The organism is Winogradskyella algicola (assembly GCF_005869935.1).
GTDB lineage: Bacteria > Bacteroidota > Bacteroidia > Flavobacteriales > Flavobacteriaceae > Winogradskyella > Winogradskyella algicola.
This window is the reverse complement of the sequence record NZ_SZQF01000006.1, coordinates 80462-107040: the sequence shown is the minus strand read 5'-3', so window position 1 is coordinate 107040 and position 26579 is coordinate 80462. Positions and strand designations below refer to the sequence as shown.

The 26579-nt window shown below is 32.6% G+C and carries 22 protein-coding genes and 1 tRNA gene; 7 read left to right on the top strand and 16 right to left on the bottom strand.

The window, feature by feature from the left end:
- Positions 1-190 precede the first annotated feature (190 nt).
- From FC091_RS10505 to FC091_RS10475, 7 genes are all read right to left on the bottom strand, one after another.
- Positions 191-5428: a M14 family zinc carboxypeptidase gene (locus FC091_RS10505; RefSeq protein WP_138434231.1), complete on the bottom strand. Its 5238-nt coding sequence runs from the start codon at positions 5426-5428 to the stop codon at positions 191-193.
- Between the two features lie 212 nt (positions 5429-5640).
- Entirely contained in the window at positions 5641-6765 is a 1125-nt protein-coding gene (locus FC091_RS10500) for a serine hydrolase domain-containing protein (protein ID WP_138434230.1), read from the bottom strand.
- A gap of 36 nt (positions 6766-6801) precedes the next feature.
- Positions 6802-7446: a hypothetical protein gene (locus FC091_RS10495; RefSeq protein ID WP_138434229.1), complete on the bottom strand. Its 645-nt coding sequence runs from the start codon at positions 7444-7446 to the stop codon at positions 6802-6804.
- Positions 7447-7752: 306 nt separating this feature from the next.
- Positions 7753-8370, bottom strand: coding sequence for a CatB-related O-acetyltransferase (locus FC091_RS10490; RefSeq protein ID WP_138434228.1), 618 nt, complete (start codon positions 8368-8370; stop codon positions 7753-7755).
- On the bottom strand, positions 8367-9233 hold the full coding sequence (locus tag FC091_RS10485) for an SDR family oxidoreductase (protein ID WP_138434227.1): 867 nt from the start codon (positions 9231-9233) through the stop codon (positions 8367-8369). The genes FC091_RS10490 and FC091_RS10485 overlap by 4 nt, the downstream gene beginning before the upstream one ends.
- Positions 9234-9242: 9 nt before the next feature.
- Positions 9243-10325, bottom strand: a complete 1083-nt coding sequence (locus FC091_RS10480) for a serine hydrolase domain-containing protein (protein WP_138434226.1) — start codon at positions 10323-10325, stop codon at positions 9243-9245.
- Between the two features lie 100 nt (positions 10326-10425).
- Positions 10426-12201: a helix-turn-helix domain-containing protein gene (locus FC091_RS10475; RefSeq protein WP_138434225.1), complete on the bottom strand. Its 1776-nt coding sequence runs from the start codon at positions 12199-12201 to the stop codon at positions 10426-10428.
- Positions 12202-12570: 369 nt separating this feature from the next.
- Here FC091_RS10475 and FC091_RS10470 point away from each other — a divergent pair, with 369 nt between their 5' ends.
- From FC091_RS10470 to FC091_RS10450, 5 genes are all read left to right on the top strand, one after another.
- Positions 12571-13653 (top strand): serine hydrolase domain-containing protein, encoded by a 1083-nt coding sequence (locus FC091_RS10470; protein WP_138434224.1) that lies wholly within the window; start codon positions 12571-12573, stop codon positions 13651-13653.
- A 200-nt stretch (positions 13654-13853) separates the two neighbouring features.
- Positions 13854-14726 (top strand): ABC transporter ATP-binding protein, encoded by an 873-nt coding sequence (locus tag FC091_RS10465; protein ID WP_138434223.1) that lies wholly within the window; start codon positions 13854-13856, stop codon positions 14724-14726.
- Positions 14727-14728: 2 nt separating this feature from the next.
- Positions 14729-17908 carry a M1 family aminopeptidase gene (locus tag FC091_RS10460; RefSeq protein WP_246035876.1) on the top strand — a complete coding sequence of 1060 codons (3180 nt, stop codon included), beginning with the start codon at positions 14729-14731 and terminating at the stop codon, positions 17906-17908.
- Positions 17909-17924: 16 nt separating this feature from the next.
- Positions 17925-19010: an alpha/beta hydrolase family protein gene (locus FC091_RS10455; RefSeq protein ID WP_138434222.1), complete on the top strand. Its 1086-nt coding sequence runs from the start codon at positions 17925-17927 to the stop codon at positions 19008-19010.
- 49 nt (positions 19011-19059) lie between these two features.
- On the top strand, positions 19060-19983 hold the full coding sequence (locus tag FC091_RS10450; protein WP_138434221.1) for a PD40 domain-containing protein: 924 nt from the start codon (positions 19060-19062) through the stop codon (positions 19981-19983).
- Between the two features lie 198 nt (positions 19984-20181).
- Here the strand turns inward: FC091_RS10450 and FC091_RS10445 are convergent, their stop codons facing one another.
- From FC091_RS10445 to FC091_RS10415, 7 genes are all read right to left on the bottom strand, one after another.
- The gene (locus tag FC091_RS10445; protein ID WP_138434220.1) at positions 20182-20811 is read right to left on the bottom strand and encodes an NAD(P)H-dependent oxidoreductase; all 630 of its coding nucleotides are present in this window, start codon (positions 20809-20811) and stop codon (positions 20182-20184) included.
- A 1-nt stretch (position 20812) separates the two neighbouring features.
- Positions 20813-21550 carry a GNAT family N-acetyltransferase gene (locus FC091_RS10440; protein WP_138434219.1) on the bottom strand — a complete coding sequence of 246 codons (738 nt, stop codon included), beginning with the start codon at positions 21548-21550 and terminating at the stop codon, positions 20813-20815.
- Positions 21551-21555: 5 nt separating this feature from the next.
- Entirely contained in the window at positions 21556-22005 is a 450-nt protein-coding gene (locus FC091_RS10435) for a DMT family transporter (protein WP_138434218.1), read from the bottom strand.
- An 11-nt stretch (positions 22006-22016) separates the two neighbouring features.
- Positions 22017-22418 (bottom strand): DoxX family protein, encoded by a 402-nt coding sequence (locus tag FC091_RS10430; protein ID WP_138434217.1) that lies wholly within the window; start codon positions 22416-22418, stop codon positions 22017-22019.
- A gap of 12 nt (positions 22419-22430) precedes the next feature.
- Positions 22431-23051: a hypothetical protein gene (locus FC091_RS10425; protein WP_138434216.1), complete on the bottom strand. Its 621-nt coding sequence runs from the start codon at positions 23049-23051 to the stop codon at positions 22431-22433.
- A 75-nt stretch (positions 23052-23126) separates the two neighbouring features.
- A complete protein-coding gene (locus FC091_RS10420) occupies positions 23127-23714 on the bottom strand; it encodes a Crp/Fnr family transcriptional regulator (RefSeq protein ID WP_138434215.1) in 588 nt (195 codons plus the stop codon).
- Complete coding sequence (locus FC091_RS10415; protein ID WP_138434214.1) at positions 23707-24402, bottom strand: VOC family protein; 696 nt, start codon at positions 24400-24402, stop codon at positions 23707-23709. The genes FC091_RS10420 and FC091_RS10415 overlap by 8 nt, the downstream gene beginning before the upstream one ends.
- 172 nt (positions 24403-24574) lie before the next feature.
- Between FC091_RS10415 and FC091_RS10410 the strand changes: the two genes are divergently transcribed.
- A complete protein-coding gene (locus FC091_RS10410; protein ID WP_171032507.1) occupies positions 24575-25294 on the top strand; it encodes a DUF4386 domain-containing protein in 720 nt (239 codons plus the stop codon).
- On the opposite strand, the gene FC091_RS10405 is transcribed toward FC091_RS10410, so the two are convergent.
- Together FC091_RS10405 and FC091_RS10400 are read right to left on the bottom strand one after the other, a co-directional pair.
- On the bottom strand, positions 25291-25875 hold the full coding sequence (locus FC091_RS10405; protein ID WP_138434212.1) for a Crp/Fnr family transcriptional regulator: 585 nt from the start codon (positions 25873-25875) through the stop codon (positions 25291-25293). The genes FC091_RS10410 and FC091_RS10405 overlap by 4 nt on opposite strands.
- A gap of 100 nt (positions 25876-25975) precedes the next feature.
- A tRNA-Met gene (locus FC091_RS10400) sits at positions 25976-26049 on the bottom strand.
- A gap of 127 nt (positions 26050-26176) precedes the next feature.
- On the opposite strand from FC091_RS10400, the gene FC091_RS10395 reads away from it, so the two are divergent.
- Positions 26177-26569, top strand: a complete 393-nt coding sequence (locus FC091_RS10395; RefSeq protein ID WP_076620980.1) for an START-like domain-containing protein — start codon at positions 26177-26179, stop codon at positions 26567-26569.
- Positions 26570-26579: the final 10 nt, after the last annotated feature.

Sequence of the window (26579 nt, the reverse complement as noted above, 5' to 3'; positions counted from 1 at the left end):
AGCGGTTAAGTTTAGTTTGGGACTAAAATTATGCTTCAAACATAGTGCTATAATCTTTTAAAAGCAAAAAAAATCGACGAAATGCATAAAATGTAAGAATTTTATAGTTTTTTGAGCATAATCTGTGATTATATTTCACAAAAAAGCCGAAGAAAATTTTCTTCGGCTTAAATGATATTATAAAAACGTTCTATTTAATAATTACTTTTTTAGAAATACTCAAATTCTTATCTGAAATCTTAATCAAGTAAACTCCAGAACTATAACTTTTCGTGTTTAATCTATTAATTGTACTTCCGTTATTAAATGTCTCATTTGTTACTTGTCTACCTTGCATATCATAGATAACTATTTCTGTGTCTGATTTTAGTAACCCTTTAATAACAATCTCTTGCTTGTTGTAATCACTATATACTTGCAAAGTATCTAGGTTTGACTCGTTATTAGATAATGAAGGTGTATCAAACCTTAAATAAAACCTTCCAGTGCCCGTAATATCAGATGAAGGAGTAAATGTGTACTCAGATGTATTTAAAAGTGTAAATGTATTTGTAATAACATCTTCAAGGTATATGTTAGTATTTATATTTGAATCTGTTAGACTAATTGTAACTTGCTCACCTTGATTGGCGTTAACTCCAATAGGAATAATAGTATTATTGTTAATATCATTGAAGTTTATAGCTTGTATTGCCATATCGTTTCCTGTATTATCCGCAACTAATTCAGAGTAGATAGCAAACTCAGATGTTGCACCATCAAAATGACTAGCATCATAGCCAACGTCCAAACCTAAAGAAGCATTATCCGTAAAATACAAATCAGTTTTAAAGCTTTGATCGACAGAATTTAATACAATACTTCCAAATTCAACAGCACTATTATTTCTACCTGAGATGAAATCATCAGAGTTACCAGCAGTTTGCATTGACGGCACAAATGATATAGTACCACCACCATCTTTTGAAGATACAAAGAAACCTTGTCCTGGTGCAATCAAAGTATTTGGATTTGCAATGGCATAAGCAAAGTTCCAAATTGTCCAATAACTGCCATTAGAGTTATCCGCATCATAACCGTAAACTGCAGCAGTTGAAGGATCTAACTGAGATACATTTGCAGTTAGGAAATCTTCTAACCTAATATAGGAAGGATATGGGTTACCAATTAAATTCCAAATTTCGTAAGCCGTACCTGTCTTAAGGATAGGGACGTTCAAATTACCTGTGGTCGGTGCTCCTGTAAACGTAAAGGTACTGTTGTCTGTAGAAGCAGCCTTATATCCTTTACCGGCATTTAGGATACTAATTTCTGTATTAGAATACGTCAAATAGTCACTCGTTGTTTTGTCAAAAGGACCAAACAGATATAGTGTTTCACCAGTATTAGATACAATGTTTGAGTTGTTAGAAACGAAATCTACAAACGTCTCACCACTAAATGGCGGAGCAATTAAGTCATTTCTGTTAGAAACTGAGTTTACATGTCTATTGTATTTTAGATCTCCTGTTACGTTACCTGACAATAGCAGACTTGAAAATTCATTAGAGTCAGAATTTAAGATAAAATCTCCGTTATTAATTATATTTCCTGAAACAGTAATGGCGTTTGCTTTATTCAAGTTTAATTCGGCACCACTGTTAACTATTATCCAGTTTACAGCGATATCTGTGTTAGCATTGTACGTACCGTTGTCAACCATGATGTTTTCAGAGAATGATGAACTATTTGGAGCGCTTGGTTCCCATGTGCCATTTTGATATAATAATCCATCGAAAAGATAAACTGAATAATCTTCGACTTCACCAAAGTTAAAATTTGTACATGGATCTGGGAGTTGGCTAAAACTCATAGATACACGCATTCTTGTAGTACCATTAACAATATTTGAAGGAATTGTAACCGTACCATTTACTGTTCCACCACCTGTAATTGGGTTTTGCGAGAACACTTCTTCACCACTATCGGTAAAATCACCATCCCTATTGAAATCTATCCAAACACGGTAACCAACAGCATTATTTGTGCCCACACCGTTGTAACTAGGTGTTATTGAAATAGAATAGTTTGTGCCTTTTGCTACTGTAGTCGATGTGTTTGTAAAATCTGAATACACGGCAATACCAGAAGGGTTGTTTATAGTGTTAAATTGAACATTTCCTATACCTAGTTGATTGGTATCATTATTAGCTTCAGAGGCGCAGTATGTTGCAGGAGTATCAATTATACTTATTTGATCAATGGCAATATCACTAGCAAAACCTCCCCCTGTAGTTCCTATGAACCTTAGCTTTACAGTATCTCCAATGTAATCCGATAAATCTATTAATTGGTTATACCACTGGTCTCCTTGATCACCACTTTGAGAAAATACATTTGCCCAATTACTACCGTTATCGTTAGAGATTTCTACGTTTAATGATCCTGTGTTGGCACCATACATATGGTAATAGAATGAAAATATATTGTAGTTTGGATCACTTAGTACAAAGCAAGGGCTGGTTACAATAGCAGTTGCATTACCACCAATTTCCCCTGGTGTACCATTGGTAGATGCCTCAATATACAGATATTGTCCACCACCAGTTATGTCATCAGATGGTCCAGTGCCAGATCCACCAGATGGAGTTCCATTATCATCGAGTAACCAATTCCCGTCATCGCCAGAATCTTGTGTCCAATCACCTAAATCTGCATCAAAAGTTTCTAAATACGGGAATGATGTTATAGGTACACCTGTACAAGGTATAAATTCAAGTGTTGTAAATACTTCAGAACCTGAATAAGCGGATGTTGCAGCTGTACATTTGGTTCTTACTTGTACTTCATATTGTGTTAGTTCTGATAAGCCTATGATATTGTAGGTTTCAACGTTTATATCCAAAACTTCAGTCCATGTCGATGTTCCTGTTTCTCTATATCTTAAATCGTAAGTTGCAGATGTGACTTCATCCCAATCTAGTTGTGCACTTGAAGATGTAATCGTTGAAGCTGATAAATTTGAAGGTGTTATTAGCTCACATGGCAATTTAATATCGATTACCTTAAATTCATCAAATGAAAATCCATCAAAAGTTGTAGAGTAACCGTCAGTTCTATTTGATGAGTCTGAGTCTAATACAAACCTAAATCTAACGTTTCCTTCGCCAAGTAGAAACGCGTTATTAGAAGCATCGATTAAGAATTCTTCCATAACCCATTTATCTTGCGTATCACCATCATATATTGCTTCGCCATCGGGTTGATGATTTAAATCCGAGGTGACTTTACCAGGTCCTGTGTCAGAACTGTTTCCACTACTGTATCTAGTTGTTAAATAATAAGAACCAGGTTTTGTATATTTTCCACACAACTCAACCCAGTTGCTACCATCTGTAGATGCTTGAAATTGTACAAAATCAAAATTACGCTCAAGATCCCATTTAGCATAGAATTGAACCACAGCAGTTTCTGATGTACTTAAATCTACTGCAGCAGAATTTCTAAGTGTTAAGGTTTGAACTGTGTTGTTACCGTAAGATCCAGAAGGACTATCTGTTATTGCGGTAGAACCAGAGTAAGCATCAGTTGTTGTATTCCATGTACCACCACCGTTATTCCAATTGGCCAAACCATTGTTGTCTGCATCATCATCAAAAAGGATGGTAGGATTGTAAGATTTTACTACATTGGTTTGATACATCACATAACCATCATCGTTACTCAATGTAATTTGAAATTCAATTTTATCATCTGGTTGTATCGATGGATCTAGAGAAAAGGAAGCAAAAACTTCGCGTTGCTCTAATTTAGTCCATCCTGTTTGGGTTGCAGGAGGAGTAATTGATAAAATATTACTTGAAACAGCACTTACATCTAAAGTGATATTTCCTAAGGTTTGTCCAAGATATTCAATTCCAAATTTTAAATTTCCTGAAGTAGTATTTATGTCAGAGCTATTTAAATCGTGGAACTGGGCAAATTTACCACTATAATAAGCATTCATAAAATTCATACGCATGGCACGTTGTGCAATATCTACAATATCGGAAGGGTTAGGCCAAAAACCGCCTTCACTGCCATCCCAAGCTCCATTCTCTGGTGCTAAGGCTAGAATCTGTTCACCTGAACCAGTAGAGCCGTTTACGTCTGCAACACCACCTAGCATCCAGTCACTCATATCACCATTAGCGATTGTTAATATATCTGGAGCCTCACCATATATATATCGATTAAAACGTGTCATATCATGACAAAACTTATGAAAGTCATCTTCTCTTCCAGAAGATGGTGCTCCAGGATACCCATTATAGGCATGTGGAATTAAGTTAGAGGTTGCATGATGATTCATTGCCGTGATAAAATTTCTTGAGCTAACGAATGCTTCTATACCTTGTGTTTCTGGCTCAGAAAAAGCAGTTGGCCCTCTGTATGTTTGATTAGAAGTTGTACCAGAAGAACCTCCATATATTGGATTAGAACCCCAAAAATAGTCGTAGTTTCTATTAAGATCTACACCTCTGGCATTATTGTTTCCTGTATTATATGGACCTAAATTCTTTCTTTGAAGTCCACCTCCTGAAGGAGCAATTTGCTCATTCCACATTAAACCATCTGGGTTTGCAACAGGTATAAAATACATTTCGTGATTATCTACTAAGTTTTTAATTCCTGGGTCAGAATCGTAGTTCTCGAGAATATACCACATGTAATACATTAAGTTCATCATACTACTGACTTCTCGAGAATGTGTCATTCCTGTATATAATGACTCTGGCTCACTGGTTTCATCAGTATCTGGGTTGTCAGATATCCTAACATATAAAACATCTTGCCCAGCCCAAGTAGCATATTGTCCACCATTTGTAAAAGAGTTACCATGTGTTCTGTGGGCAGGATTTGTGGATATAGGTGCCTTTACTGATATTAGGTTTGGATAGAGCGCACGCATTTGATCTAATTCTGCAAGTACCTCACTATAGGTTAAACACCCAGCCATACTACCAAGGTTGAAATTTGCAGGAACAGAAGTGTCCCAATCAATTTCAGAACATCCTTCATATTGCACTAAATTATCAACGGTAGCAGAAGAGATACTCAAAGATCTATTAGCTAAGCTCATCTGCTTTTTTTGATCTAGCTCAAGTTTTGCTGCAGGTAATTCTGTTAAAGTTACATTTTCAAAATGAGCGGTTAAATCATCAATTAAAACAGTATAATTTAAATTCTCAGCGTCTAGTATATCAATGAAGCTATCAGATACTTCAAGAATAAGGTTGTTATTCGAAAAGTTAGATCCACATGATAAATCAACACCAGCATTTTTTAAAACATGTATTTGATCGTGAGTTGGTGCCTGTATGACAATTCTTTTACCAGAAGGGCGGTTTTGAGAGAATAGAGCGGTTGAAAATAAAGTCCAAATAAGAACTAAAGTAATTTTTTTCATTTGATTTGGGGTTAAACGAATTAATGGGGCCAATATAGAATTTTATTTTAAAAAAATCCATAAAACGCAAAAAAAATCGATGAAATGCTTTTTTAAACATCAAATACTATAAAGCTAGGTTATAGAATAATTAGTGATTTTAAGGTTTTTGCAACTATAATTACTAGATTTAAGTGAATTAGTCTGAAATATGAATTTTTACAAATGATATATTAATAACTTTGAATTGCCATTAGTATATCATAAACCAAAATCATTGCGTTTTTAGAAGCCTCTAATTGGTTTAATGTGCCAGAAATATAAGTATCTAATTGTGGGCAGTACCATAAAAAGGAAGCTGTAGCACCTGAATGACCAATGAGTTGTAAATCACTATCTGTATCTGTTAGTTGGCCTAAAGAAACTTTTCTTATCCCAGAGCCGTAATCCATACCTTTTGTTTCATTTATCCAATTTTGCATGGCTACACGCGTTCCTTTTCTTAATACTTTATCTGTATTGTAGGCTTTTAAAAATGCAATTAAATCTTGAGTTGTTGAGACTAAACCACCTCCTCCCCAATCTGCACTTAAGCTTTTAAGAGATGATAATTCATATTGACTTGCATAAAACTTAACAATAGGTAGTTTGTTATTTATAGCTTTAGATTTTAAGTTAATGTATGAACTGTTCATTTTTAGAGGTTGAAAAATATGTTGCATCAAGAATTCATCTAACGATAAACCACTGACGTTTTCAATAATTAAGGCTAAAAGTACATACTCTGTGTCAGTGTAATGATAACCTTCACCAGGAACAAAATATGGTGTCATCTTTTCTTTTGAAAACTGAATCAGTTCTTCTGCAGACCACGTTTTATTAGGATTCACCAATAGCTGATTAATGATATTTGGACTTCCGTCGTTAGTTTTATCTGTAAAATAATCAGGTAAACCAGAGGTGTGTTGTAATAAATGTGCAATGGTTAAACCTTTTGAATAGTCTTTACCATTCAATACATGAAGATTATTTACTAATGAATCTGGTAAGTATTGACCGATTTTGTCTTCAAAATTTAATTTATTCTGATCTTTTAAAACACCAATTGCTGTTGCGGTAAACATTTTGGTAATGCTAGCTGTATAAAATGGATGATTTATTGAAATAGAATCTTCTTTACTTTCCGCTATCTGAATGTTAATGCCACGAGATTCAGAATACACGTGTAGTATTCCACTTTTTATATTTTCCTTTTCTAATTCGGTTTTAAATCGTTGTTTAATTGTTGTTTCTGTTGTTTGCTGAGCAATAACTGATAATCCAACTAAAAATATTAAACTTAGAAATAGATGTTTCATAATGTTAGTTTTAGAATTTTAATATAGTTTTATAAGTTAAAATTTTATACCAATATAAAGGTTGGGTTCAAATAGGAAATAAGAATCCCATTTATTGTCAAGTTGCTTAAATGAATCTGGCGTATTGGTATCAAAATGCCAAACATTACAATGAAATTGTGGTTCTATAAAAAACTGTTTCTTTTTACCAAAAGCAAAATGATAACCAATATGATATGAGTTGTAAAGTTTAAAACCATTGGCTATTTTCTTTTCATCAAGATCTAGATAGGTTTTATACAACGGTAAAACTTCAACCGAAGCAAATAGTCCTTTCCAAAGCATGCGCTGATAGGAGATACCAACACCTGTTTCGCGTAAATAACCAGGATAAAATTCGGTTTCAGAATCTATTTTGTCCGTAAGTCCATCCCACCATTGAATGCCCATAGGTTGAAACAAGCGCCAAGTGGCAAATTTTACACCAACAATGTTTTTGGCGTCAAGCTCTCGTTTAACATGTAATTCAATGTGTTGTGTGTTAGTTCTTTCTCCACCTTTTCCAATATTTCCTAAAATAATTGCCGGAAAACTAACTCTGTATTTTAAATCTGAGTTATTGTGTTTTTCTTGTTTTGAAATTTGTTGAGCAAAACCGTGAATTGTGAATAATGTTAAACAAATAATTATTAATTTTTTCATTGTGATTGATGTTTAAATTGTTCGTTTTTTGATTGATTATTTGATGATACAAAGATGTTAAAGAAGTGAATGCCAATCGTCCTGAATTATGATTTCAAACCTTTTTGAAATTCAGCACTTACTATTGAATTTGAAGTGTTTGAATAAAAAAAGAGGTTGTCAAAAAAATCACATTGATGTCAATCTGAACATGTTTCAAATTCTAATGTGTTTGGGAAATCAAGTATTTGAGATTCTGAAATAAATTCAGAATGATAGATTTCACACTTTTTAGACAACCTCTCTTATTAGGTCTTAAGTATAATCTTAAAGCAACTGTTCGGGATGCGATGTGAGTTTATCTACAGTTTTTGTGATTTTTTTAATATCCCAATCCCACCATTTAAGTTCTAATAATTTAGAAATGATATCTTCAGAAAAACGCTTTTTAATGGGTTCAGCAGGATTACCGCCAACAATAGTATAGGGTTCTACGTTTTTTGTAACAACTGCTTTTGTTGCTATTATTGCGCCATCACCAATGGTTACACCAGGCATAATGGTAGCATCGTGACCAATCCACACGTCATTACCAATTACGGTATTACCTTTGGTTGGATAGGTTTTGCCGTCCATTGCATGTTGCCACGCACCACCAAATATGGCGAACGGATAGGCTGATGTGGCTTCGGTTAAATGATTACCACCATTCATGATAAAGGTTGCACCAGATGCAATCATGCAAAACTTACCAATGATGAGTTTATCACCTATAAAATCAAAATGATATTTGACGTTTTTCTCAAAATTAGAAACATCTTCAAAATCGTCATAATAGGTGTAGTCACCAACCTCAATATTAGGATTGTTAATGTAGTTTTTCAAAAAACACAACTTATCATAATTAGCTAACGGAAAAACGGTATTTGGATCTGGAATGTTCATATCTCTAGTGTATTGGCTTCTTCTCTAAAATAGTCTTTTAAATGGTGTTTACCATAGGTTGGTGCTATATTATCGTCTGCCGTTAAGGTCAGGAAAAATTCAACAGGACCATAGGTTTTAACGCTGGTAAATGTTCTTAAAATCCAAATGGTAAATCGTCTTAAACAATCTGGTAAATGCGCTATTTTTATAGGCTTGTTTAATGAAGTCAGCGCGAGTTTACTAATATCATTTAAGCTTAATATATCAGGACCTCCAACGGTTAATTCGTTGTTGTAATCTTCTAAGTTATCTACAATAGCTTTTGCTAAATCCTCTCCGTGAATTGGGTTGAATCTTTGATTGCCTGATCCAAATAGATACACACGACCAGATTTTGCCATTTGCAAAAAGTCTTTCATATCCGAGAAAAAACCGTTGGGTCTAATAATGGTATAATTTAATCCTGATGTTTTTAAAGCGTCAACAAACTTCTCTTTTGCTTCAAAAATTTTCAAATGTCGATGTTTATCGCCATTAATAGCAGAGACGTAAACAAAATGATTTACACCGCTTTTTTTGGCTTCAGTAAGTAAATTCATATTCGCTTGATAATCGACATCCATATAAGTTAAACCATCCTTTTGCCTCGTAATACCAACGGTTGAAATGACCGTATCTATACCTTTGCAAATATCTCTCAGAGTTCCTGGTTTGGTGACTTCAGCTTGTTTAATTTCTAGATAGTTTTCATTAGGATTATTTATCTGATTTGGCTTACGGACAATAGCAACCACCTGGTTTTGTTTTTCTATTAAAACCTTTAATAAATGCCTGCCTAAATAGCCTGTAGCACCTGCCAATAAAATGTTGGTATGTTGCATGCATGTAATTTATTGGTTAAACTCGTTTGTTAATAGTTGTTCAATAATAGTATTACGTTGTATGCCAGTTTCGTCTTGCTTATTGCTCAATAGTACAATTGTAGCATCGTATTCTGGTATAAAGCCAATCATACTCCAGTAACCATTGATATCGCCACCATGCCAATAAAGTGTTGTATTGTCTTCTTGTGTTGTAAACCAACCTAAACCAAAGTCAACATAACCACTTGGTACATCTTGAGCGAATATTTCGTCTTTTTCAGTAGCCGAAAACCAGTTCGTTTTTACTGCATTTGTCCAAGTTTCCATATCTTTTGGTGTGCTACTAAAATCTCCTGCTCCAAAAGCAATAGCCATAGGGTAAGTGCTGTTTGCGTTGCCATTCTTGTAACCTTCAGCATGCGTATTAGGGTTGATAGCATCAGTTCCTTTGGATGTGCTGTTCATTTCCAAAGGGTTAAAGATATTTTGTTGAATATAATCATGATAAGACATCTGAGTTAATTCCTGAATTAATAAAGCTGCGATAAGGTAATTTGAATTGCTGTATTGTTTACTTACGCCTGGCGCAAAGTTGAGACCGTTTTCAGAAATCAAATACGTAATAACTTCATAAATGTCTTCTTCATCCAGAATTTCCCCTTGTTCGAAGACTTCTTCAACTATAAATTGATAATCTGGAATACCTGATTGATGCGATAATAAATGTGCGATTGTTATTTGATCACCATTTGGAAATTCAGAATCAAACTCATCCAAAGTTTGATTAAAACTCGTAATGTAACCATCACGGTTTAACTTAACAATAGCTGCTGCTGTAAGCGTTTTAGATACTGAACCAATTCGGTATGCTAGTTCGTAATCTTGTAGTAACGTTGTGGTTTCATTTGCTAAACCAAACCCTTGACGTACCAAATCATTTCCATTTTTGGTTACAATGGCATACCCTTGAAAATTAATTTCATTCAATAAATTTTCAGTAGTAGTGTAGTTGATTGTTGGTGTGTTGTTGTCGTCATCCTCTGAGCAAGATGTAAGTAGCATTACTGTAGCTGTTGTAAATACCACTAAAAATTTGTGTAAAGTTGTCATAACTGTTCGTTTTTTGATTGTTGATTATGATGCAAATATTCACAAGATTGTCACGCCAATCGTTCTGAATTATAATCTGAAACGAACTAATGAGGATTTACTACGAGTTAGATTTCATCCAAGCTCTGGGTGTAGTACCTTCTATTTTTTTAAAGTACGTGTTAAAAACACTTTTAGAGTTAAAACCACTATCATAGGCCAAACCAAGAATTGTTAAATGCGCGTTTTTAGGGTCTATAGCTATAGTTTTAAAATGTTTGAGACGATATTGATTAATAAAATCATTAAAATTTGTATCGAACGCCTGGTTAATTAAATACGACATCTTATTGGTGTTTAAACCTAAGACATCAGCAACAAATTTTAAACTTAGCTGTGGGGTTAAATAAGGTTCTTCCTCTTCAAAATAGTTAAGCAATTCTTTTTTTAGAATTTCTATCTGGTGACTATCTAAAATGTTTGAAGTTAGTTTTTCTTCCTCTTTTTGAGGAACTTCAATATCGTCAATAAACAAGTTAGACTGATGTAATTCTGAGAACCCATTTATGCTATGTAAGGGTTGTAAAAAAGGTTCTTGTCTGTAGTTAATAATTTGTCCACGTCTTTGACTAACCATTTCTTTTAATCTCGAAAATCCAAGTTCTTTATGATCTGAGTTGCTTAGAATAAACACGTCATATGGCACTAGCATTGTAGCTTCATTACCTCCTCTAGACCATTTTGGGATGGCTTCATTTGTTATTACTGCATCTTTTTTATTAATAAGATTAAACAGCATGTTTTTTTCTTCTTGTAATGATGTATTCTGAATAAATGTTTTAAACTGCTCAGCCTCATTAAGCCATATTAGACAGAAACATTTTAGGTGATGTGCTAATTCTAAATGTGGATTAAGAATTAATGCGTAATTTATGCTTTCTAAAGCTTTATGAAATTTACGTTGATAGTAAAAAATATGCGCTAAGGTGTAGTGATTATTTGCAGAAAGCGGATCTATCTCTAGCAGTTTGTTGGCATATAACAGCGCATTGTCAAAAAAACCAAGTGAGATACTTAATTCTGCCATAGCTTCTAAGCCATCTATATGGTTTGGATTTATTGCTAAAACTTTTTTTATATGGATGTATGTGTTTTTAAAATCCCATTCGCCCCAAAAAAACTTGCCCACAAAAGAGTGCGGATATTCGGGTAAAGTAGTGTCTATTTCTTTGGCAATTAATAGATTGCTTATGGCTAAATCCATAGCTTCTTGATATGGCATATAAGCCCACATTGCTAATAAGCCATAGCATTGCAAATTGGCATAATAGGCTTTTGCATAATTTTTATCTAGGGCAATAGCTTTGTCGTAAAAGGAAATAGCCTTTTTTATACTTTCTGGTGTCCATTGTAATTGTAAAGAACGTCCTTTTAAAAACAATTGATAAGCATCAATACTGTTTGTTGGTTGCTTAATTAAATGGTCTTGTACTTCAAAATGTCCAAAATTGTTTCTTACTTCATTTGCAATAGCTAGGCTAATTTCATCTTCTAAATCAAAGATATTTACTAATTTTCTGTCATATTTTTTGGACCAATAATGAATACCGTCTTTAACGTCAATTAATTGTGCGGTTATTCTAATGTTATCTTGAGACTTTTTTATACTCCCTTCAAGAATTGTACTTACTCCCAATTGTTTGCCAATTTCTCTTATATCAATATCCTTTCCTTTAAAAGCAAATGATGATGTTCTTGCAATTACTTTTAGACCTTTTATTTTGGTAAGTGCATTTATAATTTCTTCGGTAATACCATCACAGAAATAGTCGTTGTCAATAGCATTACTCATATTAACAAAAGGAAGAACAGCTATGGATTTTGAATTGGCTTTCAACTAAAGTATTGCAATGGAATTAATTACTGTTCGAAATTAAATAATTTGACAATACGTGAAAACAAATTACATGAACTTTTTAGGATTTAGATTAAAAGTACTTCTTATTAAGTTGAAGAGTTTCTTAACCAAAGTCAATTTCTGAACGGACTTACTTCTGTAGATTCGTCAAGTTATTACAGTGATTTAAAATATTAGATAGTTTTCTTAAGATACCTTAAGATTTTAGATTTATAACTGTTTTAATTTTACCTCAGTTAATAAAAACCATGGTTAAACTTGAGTGCCTTGCTGGGTTTGGTTACTTCATTAAATGATGGATGTGTAACTAACATATCATATTACTCGTCGAAGATAAAAATGTATAAAATGAAAAATCGATTGACCAAAACAATATCATTACTGGTAATTCTTTTATTTCTATTTCAAATTTCTTTTTCTCAGAAATTAGAAAAGCAAATAGATAGCCTAGTGTCTTCAGTTTATAATGATAGTAATGGTCCTGGTGGTGTTTTTCTTGTTTCGAAAGAAGGAAAAACTATTTATAGAAAAGCTATAGGTAAGTCTAACATTGAACTAGATGTTGACATGATCCCTGAAAATATTTTTCAGATAGGTTCCATGACCAAGCAGTTTACTGCTATTGCAATAATGATGTTGCAAGAAGAAGGAAAATTAAATGTGTCTGACAGTATTTCTAAATATCTTCCAGATTTTCCAAATGGTGAAAAAATAACAATTCATCATTTATTGACTCATACTTCTGGAATAAAGGATTTTACAAAAAAGAAGTCAATTATGTCAATTGCAAAGAGCGATTTAAAACCAAAAGCGTTAGTTGATTTTTTTAAAGATGAACCTATTGATTTTGCACCTGGCGAAAAGTTTAAGTACAATAATTCTGGTTATGCGCTTCTTGGTTATATCATAGAATTGTTGTCAAATCAAGACTATAAGAGTTTTATTGAAGAACAAATATTTGCTAAAGTAGGTATGAATCATTCTTATTATGCCAATGATAGAAAGATAATCAAAAATCGAGCTTATGGATATCATGGTGGTAAGGAGTATAAAAATAAGTTTGGTGTAAGTTTCACAATCCCTTATGCTTCGGGTGCCTTAATGTCTACTGTAGATGACATGTTGTTATGGCAGCAAGCCATCAATAACAATATTCTAATCTCACAAAAAACCAAAGAACTAGTATTTAAAAACCATTCACTAGATGATGGTACAAAAATCAATTATGGTTATGGTTGGCATTTGAAAGAGTTAAATTCAGTAAAAACGAGAGAACATGGAGGAAGCATATTTGGATTTAAATCTATGGCTGTGTATGTACCAGATTTAGACATTTATGTTGTTGGGTTTAGTAATTGTGATTGTAATTCGCCAACTGTTTTAGTTAGAGAAATAGCTTGTGTTATCATAAAAAATAATGAAAAGAGTTAGCAATAATTTTTGCCGTATGAATTCAGGAAAAAACAAAAATGAAAAATCCATTTTAGAGGTTATGAATAACGCTTATAAAATAGCAGAGAGGTCAGGATTTTATTTTCCTTATAGAAAGTATGACTGGTTAGAATCAAATACTGAATAGCTATGATGAATAAATTTTAATCTCATCTTCAATCAATCAAAAAATGAACATTATGAACACATTAAAAATCAATAATCTAAATCTAACATACAAAAATGGTTACAACGCCATTAATGGTATTTCTTTAGAAATAAAAAACGGTATGTTTGGTTTGTTAGGACCGAATGGCGCTGGTAAATCATCGTTAATGAAAACAATAGTAGGCCTGCAGAAGCCAACTTCAGGTTCCATTGCGTTTAATGACATTGATGTTGTAGAAGACTCAGATTATATTAAAAAAAATTTAGGCTTCTTACCACAGGACTTTGGAGTTTACCCTAAAGTAAATGCTTATGATTTATTAAATCATATAGCCATTTTAAAAGGGATTAATAACACGGCTGAACGTCAAAAACAGATTCAATATTTGTTGGAAAAGGTGAACCTTTGGGATTTTAGAGATAAAGAGGTATACATGTTTTCGGGTGGTATGAAACAACGTTTTGGTGTTGCCCAAGCTTTACTTGGCGACCCAAAAATCATCATTGTAGACGAGCCAGCAGCAGGACTGGATCCAGAAGAGCGTAATCGGTTTAATACACTTCTAAGTGATATTAGTAGTGAAGTTGTTGTGATTTTATCTACTCATTTAGTTGAAGATGTGAAAAACTTGTGTTCTGAAATGACTGTCATGAATAGAGGTCGAATTCTTAAAACAGGAAAGCCCAAAGAATTAATCACAGAACTAGAAGGTAAAATCTGGTCAAAAAGTATTGCTAATGAAGACTTGGAAATGTACCAATCAGACCTTAATGTTATCAGTCAGCAACTTATAGAGCGTCAACTTCAAATTACAGTAGTTGCACCTTCACAACCTGAAGGGTTTTCAGCAGTTAATCCAATATTAGAGCACGTTTACTTTAATGTGCTTTCTCAAAACAGTTAATTATGAATGCTATACTTCAATTTCAATTAAAGCATAGTGGTAATCGTTATGTTTTAGGATTAACAAGTGTTATATTACTGGTTATAGGATGGTTTTGTGGTTATAAGTTTAACCTATCTGCTGGTGAAGGAATTTATCTTAATTCCCCTTACACCATTGGCTTTATGATGGCTTTGTTGAGTCTATCCATGATATTTTTGGCTATTTTATTCGCCTTAGAGATTCTGTTTAAGGAATGGGATACAAAATTTGATATTATGTTATTCTCATATCCTATTTCCCTTAAACACTATTTAATAGGGAAGTTTTCAGGCTTTACGTTAAAAACATTTTTAAGCTTTTTAATCTTAATTATTGGCTTCGTCATTGGTCAAAACATACGAACAGGTAGCGAAATGCAGTTTGGATTTAGTCTTTGGTCGTATCTCTATCCTTTTTTAATTTTTGGCGTTTTAAATTGCTTTTTCGTCTGTAGTGTCTTGTTTATGATTGCCTATAAGACACGCAAGAAGTTATTAGTGGTCATTGGAGGATTACTTTTGTATGTGCTTTACATGGTGTTATTGGTGTTTTCTAATTCGCCATTTATGGCAGGAAGCATTCCGCAATCTATTGAAGTACAGCAATTATCATCATTGTTAGACCCTTTTGGTACGTCTGCCTATTTTTTTGAAGCCAGAGACTTAAGTGTTACTGAAAAAAATCAGCTCATCGTGCCATTGAAAGGCTTTTTGGCTATCAATCGTATAGTTTATGTGGTCTTGTCATTGTTATTTTTGGTGATTTCTTATCGCTTTTATGTGTTCAATAAAACGAAAAGTAAAAAGGAATCGAAGCGCAAACAGCATAAAGTTAAAGCAGCAATAGTAAGATTAGCGAAAGTGAAGACACCTGTTCTAAATTTTGGTTTTAAGTCAGAACTAAATTCAATTATTTCCTTTACAAAGGTTGATCTCATTTACCTTTTTAAAAGCGTAACTATAGTTGCTGTTTCCATGCTATTGGTGTTTTTCGTTGGTATGGAGATGTATTCAGATATCGATAAGGGCATACGTTTACCAAATTATTATGCCAGTTCAGGGCTTTTAGCGACTTCTATTTCTCAAAGTTTCCATTTGTTAGGAGCATTCGTTTTGGTGTATTTCATTAATGATATGTATTGGAGAAGTAGTTCTGCCAATTTTTACTTAATTGAAGACAGTGCATTTTTTTCAAAAGCAAAACTGAAGGGCCACTTAATGTCATTGGCTATGTTGTTGGTATTATTAACTACATTGCTTATAGTACTGGCATTAGTATTTCAAATAGGTTATGGATATTCACAAATTGATTGGTTGGCTTATTTTGGAGTTATCATATTCAATACAATTCCGCTTTTCCTTTTTGGTACATCGCTACTTCTCATCAATAGTATCATCAATAGTAAATATGTAGCCTTAGGTGTTTCAATCTTAGCAGTTGTAGTGTTTACAACACCATTAATAAATATGTTGTTGCCTTATCCATTATTACATATTTTTTCAGGATTTAAGGGTGTGTTTAGTGACTTAAATGGTTATGGAGCATATCTATCAGCTTTTGTAAATAGATCCCTTTTTGGAATTTGTCTTTTAGGATTATTGTGGATTTTTAATTCGTATTTGAAATCAAAACAATGGATTAAAATCAAAACATTTATTGTCATTATTTTCTTAGCGTTGAGCATTTTTACAGGCTTCAATTTTATGAAGGGTTATACACCAAAAAATGAAGATGCCCAACTTGTAGAAGCTGTTAATTACGAAAAGAGTTTTCGTCATTATCAAAATTTAACTCAACCTACAATTACAGATGTAGACACAAAAATAGATTTGCACCCTTCTGAAAATGCTTATGAGATTCAAGGCAAGTATAGAATTCAAAATCTATCAGATGAACCGATACATATGATTTTATTGAATTTTCATTCTGATTTAAAAATAGAGCATGCAACACTTCGAATACAGAATAAAGAGATTTCAATCGGTAAGCTTGTGTCAGAGATTGAACTTAATAAACCTTTATTACCAAGTGATACAGCAATTCTAAAGTTTAATTTATCATACAAATGGTATGCTGTTAATGGACATCAATCGTTTAATGCTATCGTTAATAATGGTTCGTTTATGAGGATTAGTAATTATTATCCTTCGTTAGGATACCGATCAGATAATGAGATAGAAGATGAGCAAAAACGAGAAGCCTACGAACTTGGTAATCCAACAACTTTAAAGAAACTTGAAGCACCAGAAGTTTTTGAAAATGACTTTATCAATTTAGATTTAGTAGTGTCTACGGAAAGCAATCAAACGCCTATTGGAATAGGTAATACCATTAAAACGTGGACTGAAAACGATAGAACATTTAAACAATACAAAGCTGATGGCATTCCATTTCGGTTTGCTGTAGCATCTGCTAATTACCAAAAGCAATCTAGAACGCATCGTAATATTGAGATTGAAGTGCTTTATCATGACTTGCATTTTGAAAATGTAGACCGACTACTAAAAAATGCTATAATGAGCTTAGATTATTGTATCGATAATTTTAATGTTTACCCATTTGAAAAAATAAGCTTTGTTGAGGTATCGTCTTTTACGAGCGGATTCGCTGCCACAGCATATCCAGCCACTATTTTCATGACCGAAAACATGATTTTTCATGCTAATATAGATAGTGACCCAAGCAAAGATGTTATCAATGAATTAGCAGGTCATGAATTATCTCACATATGGTGGGGAAATAGCCAAATAAACCCAGATGAAAGGGAAGGGGCTTCAATGCTTACGGAGTCTTTAGCTATGTACACCGAAATGATGATTTATAAAAAACTGTATGGAAAAGAACGTATGATGGAACGTGTTCAAATACATCAACAAATTTATTATAACGAAAAAGGACTTTATGGAAATCCACCTTTATACAAAGTGCCTTACGGTGCTACACATATAGCTTACTCAAAAGGTGCTATTGCTATGGTAGAATTATCTGAATTAATTGGTGAAGATAAAGTAAATCAAGCGCTAAGAAGCTTTTTAGCTAATAACAAATATCCCAAAAAGCCTACGTCTTTAGACTTGCTTGAAGAGTTTTATAAAGTAGTACCAAACGAAGATATTAAATTGAAGATTGATGATTTGTTTAAAGAGGTTAATACAAAATGAAGATAATAAATCAAAAATGAGAACACGAATACATTTACCCATTTTAATGCTATTCCTAATAATGACACTTTATTGTTATTCAGGTGGAAAGACAATTAATGAAGATTCAAATTCTATTGATTTAGTTATTAAGTTAGAAGATATTTCAATCGGTGGAACACTACTTATCCCAACCAATCTAAGCACAAAATCTTTAGTCATTATGAGTTCAGGAAGTGGACCACAAGATAGAGATGAAACGTTAGAAGGTTTTAAGATTTTTAAGGTCATAGCTGAACATTTGGCTTCAAAAGGTATTGCCTCTTTTCGCTATGACGATAGAGGAGTAGGCACAAGTACGGGAGACTTTGTTAATAGTACAATAGAAGATCACGCAAAGGATTTAGAAGGAATTATAGAATACTTTAAATCTTCGAAAACGCACCATTTTAAAAGTGTTATTTTGTTTGGGCATAGTCAAGGAGGCATCTTAGCAGGAAGAGTTGCTGTTGAAAATAAGTCCGTTAAAAAAGTAGTTTTAATGGCTTCACCATCAGTTCCTTTGGTAGAAGTAGTAACCTATCAAATTAGACAGGAATATAATGGGTTAGAGATTTCTAAATCATTGATTGAAGCGGATGTTGCTGCACATAACAAATTAATGAGAGCTATTGAAGATGATGAAAATATAGACCAAGCATACCATTTATTTAGAAGAACAACCGAATCTATTTTATATAAAATGAGTTTAGAAAGAGTAGAGGACTCATTAAAAATAAGGCAAAAAGCTACGGACAAAGCCAACGAGTTTAAAATCATTTATGGTTTACCATCGTTAACATCGTTTCTATATTATGATCCTTCCAAAGATTTAGAACAATTAGATATTCCTGTATTAAGTCTATTTGGTGGTTTAGATTTTCAAGTTCCTATACACCAAAATAAGGATAGAATGGAAAATGCCCTTCTCAAATCAGAATCGAATTATGAATTCAAAACTTTTAATCATGCTAATCATTTTTTTCAAAAGGCAATTACAGGTCAAAGAGAAGAATATGCAAACCTGGATAAGGCGTTTGTTGAAGGATTTTTAGAAATGATTTCGGATTGGATATTAAGTTAAAACTATAGTTACTTACCATACACTGAACATTAGCAAATATTAAAAAGTAATGAATAAACATTTATTGATTTTATTGATCACGGTAACCTTTTTTAGTTGTAAAAACAGTACTACTTCATATTTTGACCAAGATCCTCCTTCTACAGTTCCTGAGTTATTTGCACCAGAAATTGTTAATACTGAAAATGTTGAATTGAATATGGTTTTTAATAATGATAACACAGAAATGTTCTTCTCAAGAATTGTGGACAGTAGCTTTGTTATTCATCATTCTGAATTCATTAATGGCAAGTGGTCTGATATTAAACCCATTAAAATGTATGGAGATAATGTTTTAGTTTCAGTTGCATGTGACCCTACAATTACCAAAGACGGAAAGACGATGTATTTTCTAGGTGTTGACCCTAAGCTTTATAATAATGATGTTACTAGAGAAGAACTTTACACGATACCACCAGACATTTATAAGACTGAAAAAGTGAATGGCAAATGGCAATTAGCTTCTAAAGTAGATTTTTCTGTTTCTACGGAATATTTTGAAACCTATCCTGTTGTTACGGCTGATGGGAGTTTATATTTTCGTTCAAACAGACCAAATAATAAAGGAGGAATGCAGACGTATCGTGCGCAATATTTGGGAAATGGAAAATTTGAAACACCAGTTATCATAAATATTAAAAGTGAGAACAAAGAACTAATAACCTATGTTTCACCAGATGAAAGGTATGCCATTACCAATGGAAATGGTAAATTTCAAATAACCTTTTATGAAAATGGTAAATGGACAAAACCAAAAGAGGTACCATTAAAATACGAGAGTAATTGGCGTTATTATTGTCCTTATATGTCTTCTGACGAAAAATACTTTATCTATTCCAGAAGATATAACAACCCTAACAGAAAGGGATGGGCTGGTGTTGAAAAAGGAGAGGTGTATTGGGTAGATGCTAAAATACTTTTCGATTCAAAATAGACTAAATATTTGCTTATAAAGATTATGGTTAACAGCAGTTTATTGATAAAACGAAAGTATAAACATAAAACAAAAGTTAGTGCAGATCCTGTAAGTTAGTTATTAGAAATTCGCTAGTCAATTTACTTCATTATAATACGAAACAAAAAAAGGGCATAACCATCATGATTAAACCCTTAGAGCAAAAATCTAAATAAGCTAAACAATTTCAAAAAGTTCCTTAATAGGCTTTCTTACTTTGGGTAATTCTGCTGTACCGTCCTCATGATGCCTGTAACCAATAGGAGCAATAACGGCAGCATTCAAGCCTTTATCATCCAACCCAAGTATTTGGTTGTATGCTTCAGGTTCAAAACCTTCCATAGGGCATGCATCAATCTTTAATTCTGCACAAGCATTTAAAAGGTTTCCAAGTGCTAAATACGTTTGTGATTTTAACCAGTTAGTTTTTTCTGTATCTGATTTTTCGTTGAGTTTAGACTTTATGAAATCACCATAACCGTTTAGACGTTCTAAGTCAAGATTTCGAGTAACTGCTGTTTGTTTTATGAAATCATCAATAGCTTGTGGTGTAGCATCTGTGTAGTTACAAAATACTATCAGATGCGAAGCATTTGTAATCTGACTTTGATTCCAAGAAACTGGCTTTAATTTTTCTCTAATTTCAGGGTTTTCAATAATCAAAACTTTATACAGTTGTAAACCGTAAGAAGATACAGAAAGTTGAATGGCTTGTTTGATCTTTTCAAGATCATTTGAAGATACTTTTTTAATAGGATCAAATTTTTTGGTGGCGTAACGCCATTGTAAATGTTCTAATAAATTCATTTTATATTGTTTTAAGTTTATAATTCCGCATTAAAAAATCCGTTTTAAATCCCATCTTTTCGTACATGGATTTTGCCATTTGAGAGGCTTGTAAAGTGGCAAGTTCTGAGCCATTTACTTTGGCTTCATTGAGAATATTGTACATAATTTGTGTGGCTAAGCCTTTGCCTCGCATTGTTGGTGTTATGCCTAAACTATGTATGCCTAATGTTGTTAGTGTTTTGTGGCAGATTACAGTTCCAGCGATCTCATCATTAAAGTAAATATTGTAGTAATTAATTTTTTGAAATGTCTTGTTTATCGTTTCTTCGGATATTTTATAACCAAAGCTCATTTCAAAAGTCTTACTCCATATCTCAGACTTATTTGAATCGGTTACTAATTCAAATTTCAAAGACGTTTTTGTTTTAAATGAGGGAAGTTCTTTTAAGGCCAAAGACATACCATGTTGAGAAGAGACTTGATCAAATCCATAATAATCAAAAATTAGGTTCACCTTGTCCGAATCCTTATCGAAATAGGAAAAGGTAAGGTTATCCAGTCCTGATTTTAATAATAAGCTAATATCGTTTAGGATGCTAATGTTATGAGTTTCTTTTAACCAAATCTTATTGGGCCATTGAGAGTTACTAATAAAGCAATGGCCTATAAATTCATCTTCATTATAGGTGTTAAATGGCTGTGTAGCATTTTTCCATAAATCAATGAGGTTGCTAATATTGCGTTGTCTTGTTGTCATAATAATTATTTTGTGTTAATCAGCACGATACCAATGAGCATGGCACATGCGCCAATTATTCTTTTTTTAGTTAATGGTTCCACTGGTAGATTTAACCAACCATATTTTCCTGCGATTAATGAAAACATAAGTTGACCACATAGCCCAAGTGCAATCATTTTTGAAATGCCTATCTTAGGTATGGTATAGAAGTAAATGTATATACCTATAACACTAAATAATCCTCCGATAAACCATAGATACCATGGTACCTGTGTTGAGGTTAAAGTTTGTATAAATCCCTTTTCGGTAAAAAAAAGAAATGCAAGTCCAAAAACGACGCTGCTTATTGATGAAGCAACGACAGCTATTATAGGTTGTTTAACTAATCCACCCAATTGTGAATTAAACCCAGCTTGTATAGCTAAAAATACACCACCTGAAAGTGCTAGGATAAATAAAAGATAAAGTCTCATGATGTTATGTTTTAATCCCATTTGTTTGTAGATGAAAGTGCAATTTTACCAGCGCCTGTATAGAACATGGCAAGTCCAAAAACAAAGTAGATAACAATTGGACCAACATACCAACCACCAAATTCATTAAGCGTAAAAAAGTTTGGTAATTGTACCATTAATATGGCTACTAAACAGTTAATGGCAAAAATCAATCCAGCTAGTTTTGTCCTATAACCAATGATTATTAACAATGGTGCCAATATTTCACCAATGTAAACACCATAACTAAGGAACGAAGGCAAACCGTAGTCTGATAATAAGCCTGAAATAAATGATACACCATTTATGAGTTTTGTGATGCCATATACTAGCATAGTTGATGCAATTGATGTTCTTAATAGTAGTAATCCGATGTCTAATTTTGATTTCATAATATGTCTTGTTTAAAAATTATATTTAAATGCTAGACCGAAGTTTTCTAAAGTTTTTTCGGCCTTTTTAAATTGATCTAGATTTATAGCTAGACTAACATGTAGAGCTTCTTTCTTGATTCCTATTCTTAGTTGTTGGATACCTCTGTCTAAATATTTTAAATTGGTATTCATTACAGTGAAAAGTCTAGTGAAAAACTTATAAGAGGTATTGATTCGTTTACTGTAGTTTAAGATTAAAGATTGTTCTAGCGTAAAACCATTTTGGTAAGTAGTACCAATATTGTAATTCAGTGAGAAATTTTGTGTGTTTAAAGCATACTGAAGGGTTATCGTATTGAAGCCACCAGGATTTTTAACTCCAAAGGCTACATTAGCTTTAAATGATTTATTGATGGCATAAGACAACATGTTTCTAACAAAAAACATATTGTTATTGTCATTGTTATATTCAGTATCAAATAGTGTTATATTATTAATAGACCATTTTTTAGATAGGTTATATCCAATGTAATGTTGATAGCCAATAGAGCGATTACCAAATGTAAATTCCGGTAAAAATTTAATGTCTTGGGAATGCGATAAAAATGTACCACATAGGGTAAAGTAAATGAATATAACTAAGCGTTTCATGACCCTTATAATTGTTTATGGGTCAAAACTATAGATTGATTTAAAGGAAAAACTTAAGGTATATTAAGAAAGAAACTAAGAGTGTTTTTTTCGTAAGTAACTTAAAAATTCAGGTGTTACTCCTAAGTATGATGCTATAATATATTGGGGAACACGTTGCTCAATATCTCTATATGACTTGATAAAATCCTTATACCTGTCGTAAGACTCGTCGCTCATACTGTCTATAACGCGTTCTTGAATGGCAACATACGCACTTTGGATTTTAATTCTAAAGAAATGAGAGATTGCGGGAACTTCAAGATAGAGCTGTTCTAATTTTAATCTAGGAAGTTGAACGAGTATTGTAGATTCTAAAGCCTGTACATACATTCTAGATTTTTTTCTACTTAGATAACTGTATAAATCATTTATCCACCATTCTTCAATACCTAATTGTAAGGTGTGTTCTTGTGCGTTCTCATCTAGATAATAACTTCTCATACAACCTTTGGCAATAAAATTCATAGAATTAGAAGTCTCACCAGGTTGAAACAAAAATTCCTTTTTGTTTAACTCTCTTATTTCAATTATTTTAGTTAATGCTTCAATGTCGGATTCTGTTAACGACACATCTTTCCTTATGTGGTTGATTAGAAGAGTTATGTGTTCATTACTAGTCATTATGATTAACTGTATTTTTTAATATGGTTATATTACTATTTGCGAATTCTAAAGTATAAAAAATAGCATTAATTTCTATGTGAGCTATAAAGGGCGAAGGTTCAACAGAGACGTCTGTTGGGAACCATTTTGTTCGTGTTTTTAAATTTGGTAATAAAAGTAATCCTTCCTGGTTACCATTGGTACCAAAACTATCCGTGTTGCCTTTCCAAAATGTTGAATTCATTTTTCGTTCTAATAAATCAGATGTACGACTAATATCAGAGGTAGGCATTCCTATTTCATTTATGCATAGCACGTCTTTTATATTGAATACTTCATTAGAGTCATTACAAAGGTCTTTTCTTGCAATAAATTCAGCAACATTTCCATTAGCATCTAAAAAATAAAATGAATAGGCATTCCAACTTTCAAAGAATTGAATATACCTTTGCGGATCAATTTCCAAAACCTCAGTTCTATTTTGCATCCAAATTAGAGCTTCTTCAAGTTTATTAGAAGGAATTAAAAAGCAATAATGGTATTTATATTCTATTGTAGATTTAATAAACTTCAAGTGACTCCAGCCAACCTCAATAGTAAAAGAATCATGTCCATCATCAATTAATGAAAATCCTAAAACATCATTATAGAAGTGCTTTTGGGAGTTTATATCAAAGCAGTAAAGACTAAGTTGCCTTATTTTCATGGTGTTGTGGTTGGAAAGTTAAAAATACAAAAAAGCAGTAGCATTTGAATGAATTATAGTTTTTATGAAATGTCTAAGTTATTGTTTAACAGGGTTTTTGTTCTTAACCAAAGTCAATTTCTAACTCCTTATTCCATGTTAATTTTGTATTGTACTAATAACTATGTGTATTATGAAGACTAATGCTAAAATTTCAGGTTTTGCTTATGTAATGATATTCATTACTGGCTTTTATGCAAATTTTACAGTATTATCTAGCTTAGTTGAAATAGATAATCCTACAAAAACACTATTAAATATTTCTAATAATCTTAACCTATTTAGAAATGGTTTATTAAGTTTTTTGTTAATGCTTGTATTTGACATTGTTTTGATTGTAACGTTATTCAAACTTACATCAACGGTCAGCCGCACATGGTCTTATGTAGCATCTGGTTTTAGGATGCTCCATGCTCTATTTTTTGGAATAGCCTTATTACAATTATACGAGGTTTACAATATTGCACATGACGATCATATTTTTAAAGAGATGTCTTATGCTGTAATGGATTTATTATCAAATTTTGATGAATTATGGACAATAGGATTACTGTTTTTTGGATTTCATCTATTGGTTTTAGGATATTTAACTATTAAATCGAATCATATACCTAAATTAATAGGTGTATTATTGATTATAGCTTCTTTCGGATATTTTGTTGACTGTTTAGCAAAACTTAGTTATGCAGATTATGATAACTATAAGGAGTATTTTGAGTCAGTTGTTATTATAACGGGTGTTATCGGTGAATTGTCATTTACCATTTGGTTAATTGTTGCAGGGTTTTCAAAAGATAAGTTGAGTTTAATTAACAAAGACCTTAAACTTACTTCTGATTTAGAAGAATCTTAGAGGTTTTTATTTTTCATAACACGTTTGCGAATACGACTAAGAGACTCTGGTTTAACACCAATGTAACTTGCCAATAAATAAAGAGGAACTCGATTTAATAAATTAGGTTTATCCTTTAGTAAGCTAAGATAACGTTGTTCTGGTGAAGCAATTAAATATTTGGCTAGTGCTTCTTGGTGATTACCTAAATCGGATTCAACAGAAGCTCTGCATAAAGCTTCATATTGAGGTACTTTTTTTATGAGTTCATCTTCTTTTTCTTTGGTTAGGATAGCCAGCTTACAATCTTCAATACACTCTAAATAATGGGTAGAAGGCTCTTGCTTATTTAAGCTGTTTAAAGACGAAATGGATGTATTTTCTTCGTAAAAATTAGTTGTTATTTCTTCACCATTGACAATATAATATTTGCGAACTAAACCAGATAAATTTTGATATGATGCTTTTGCAATTTGACCTTCACGTAATAAAACAGTACCCTTTTTAAATTGCTTTATTGGTATACAATCTTCCACAATTCTAGCCTCTTCATCGGAGAGGTTTATATGTTGCTTAATGTCTTGTACAATTTTGTTGAACATGCTTTTCATAGTTTTAAAGGTAATTAAATCATAAATAATACACATAAAAAAACGGTTTAGCGTGAACCAAACCGTTGATTTTATATAATTTAAGATTTTGTAGCGAGATCGAGATTTGAACTCGAGACCTCCGGGTTATGAATCCGACGCTCTAACCAACTGAGCTACCTCGCCATTTTGCGGTTGCAAATATATAAACAAAATCTAGTACCACAAACAATACATTCTAAAAAATATTTTTTACCTAAAGTTTTGAATTGTATCATAATTGCATATATTGAGCAAATAATTAAATGCTTCTATGGACGATAAAGAAAAATACGAAATGGAGTTTGTAATCCAAGCATCTCCTTCTTTAATATACCAATATATATCTACTCCTTCTGGACTCTCTGAGTGGTTTGCAGACAATGTAAACTCTAGAGGAGAGCTATTTACATTCATTTGGGATGGCTCAGAAGAACAGGCGAAATTGCTGACTAAAAAAAGCGGTGAACGTGTTAAGTTTCGTTGGCTCAGTGATGAAGAAGATGGTGCAAGCTACTATTTTGAAATTAGAATTCAAGTAGATGAGATTACTAAAGATGTATCTCTCATGATAACAGATTTTGCTGAAGAAGACGAAATCGATGAAGGCAAAATGCTTTGGGATAATCAAATATCAAGTCTTAAACAAGTTTTAGGCTCAAGATAACTAGTAACTA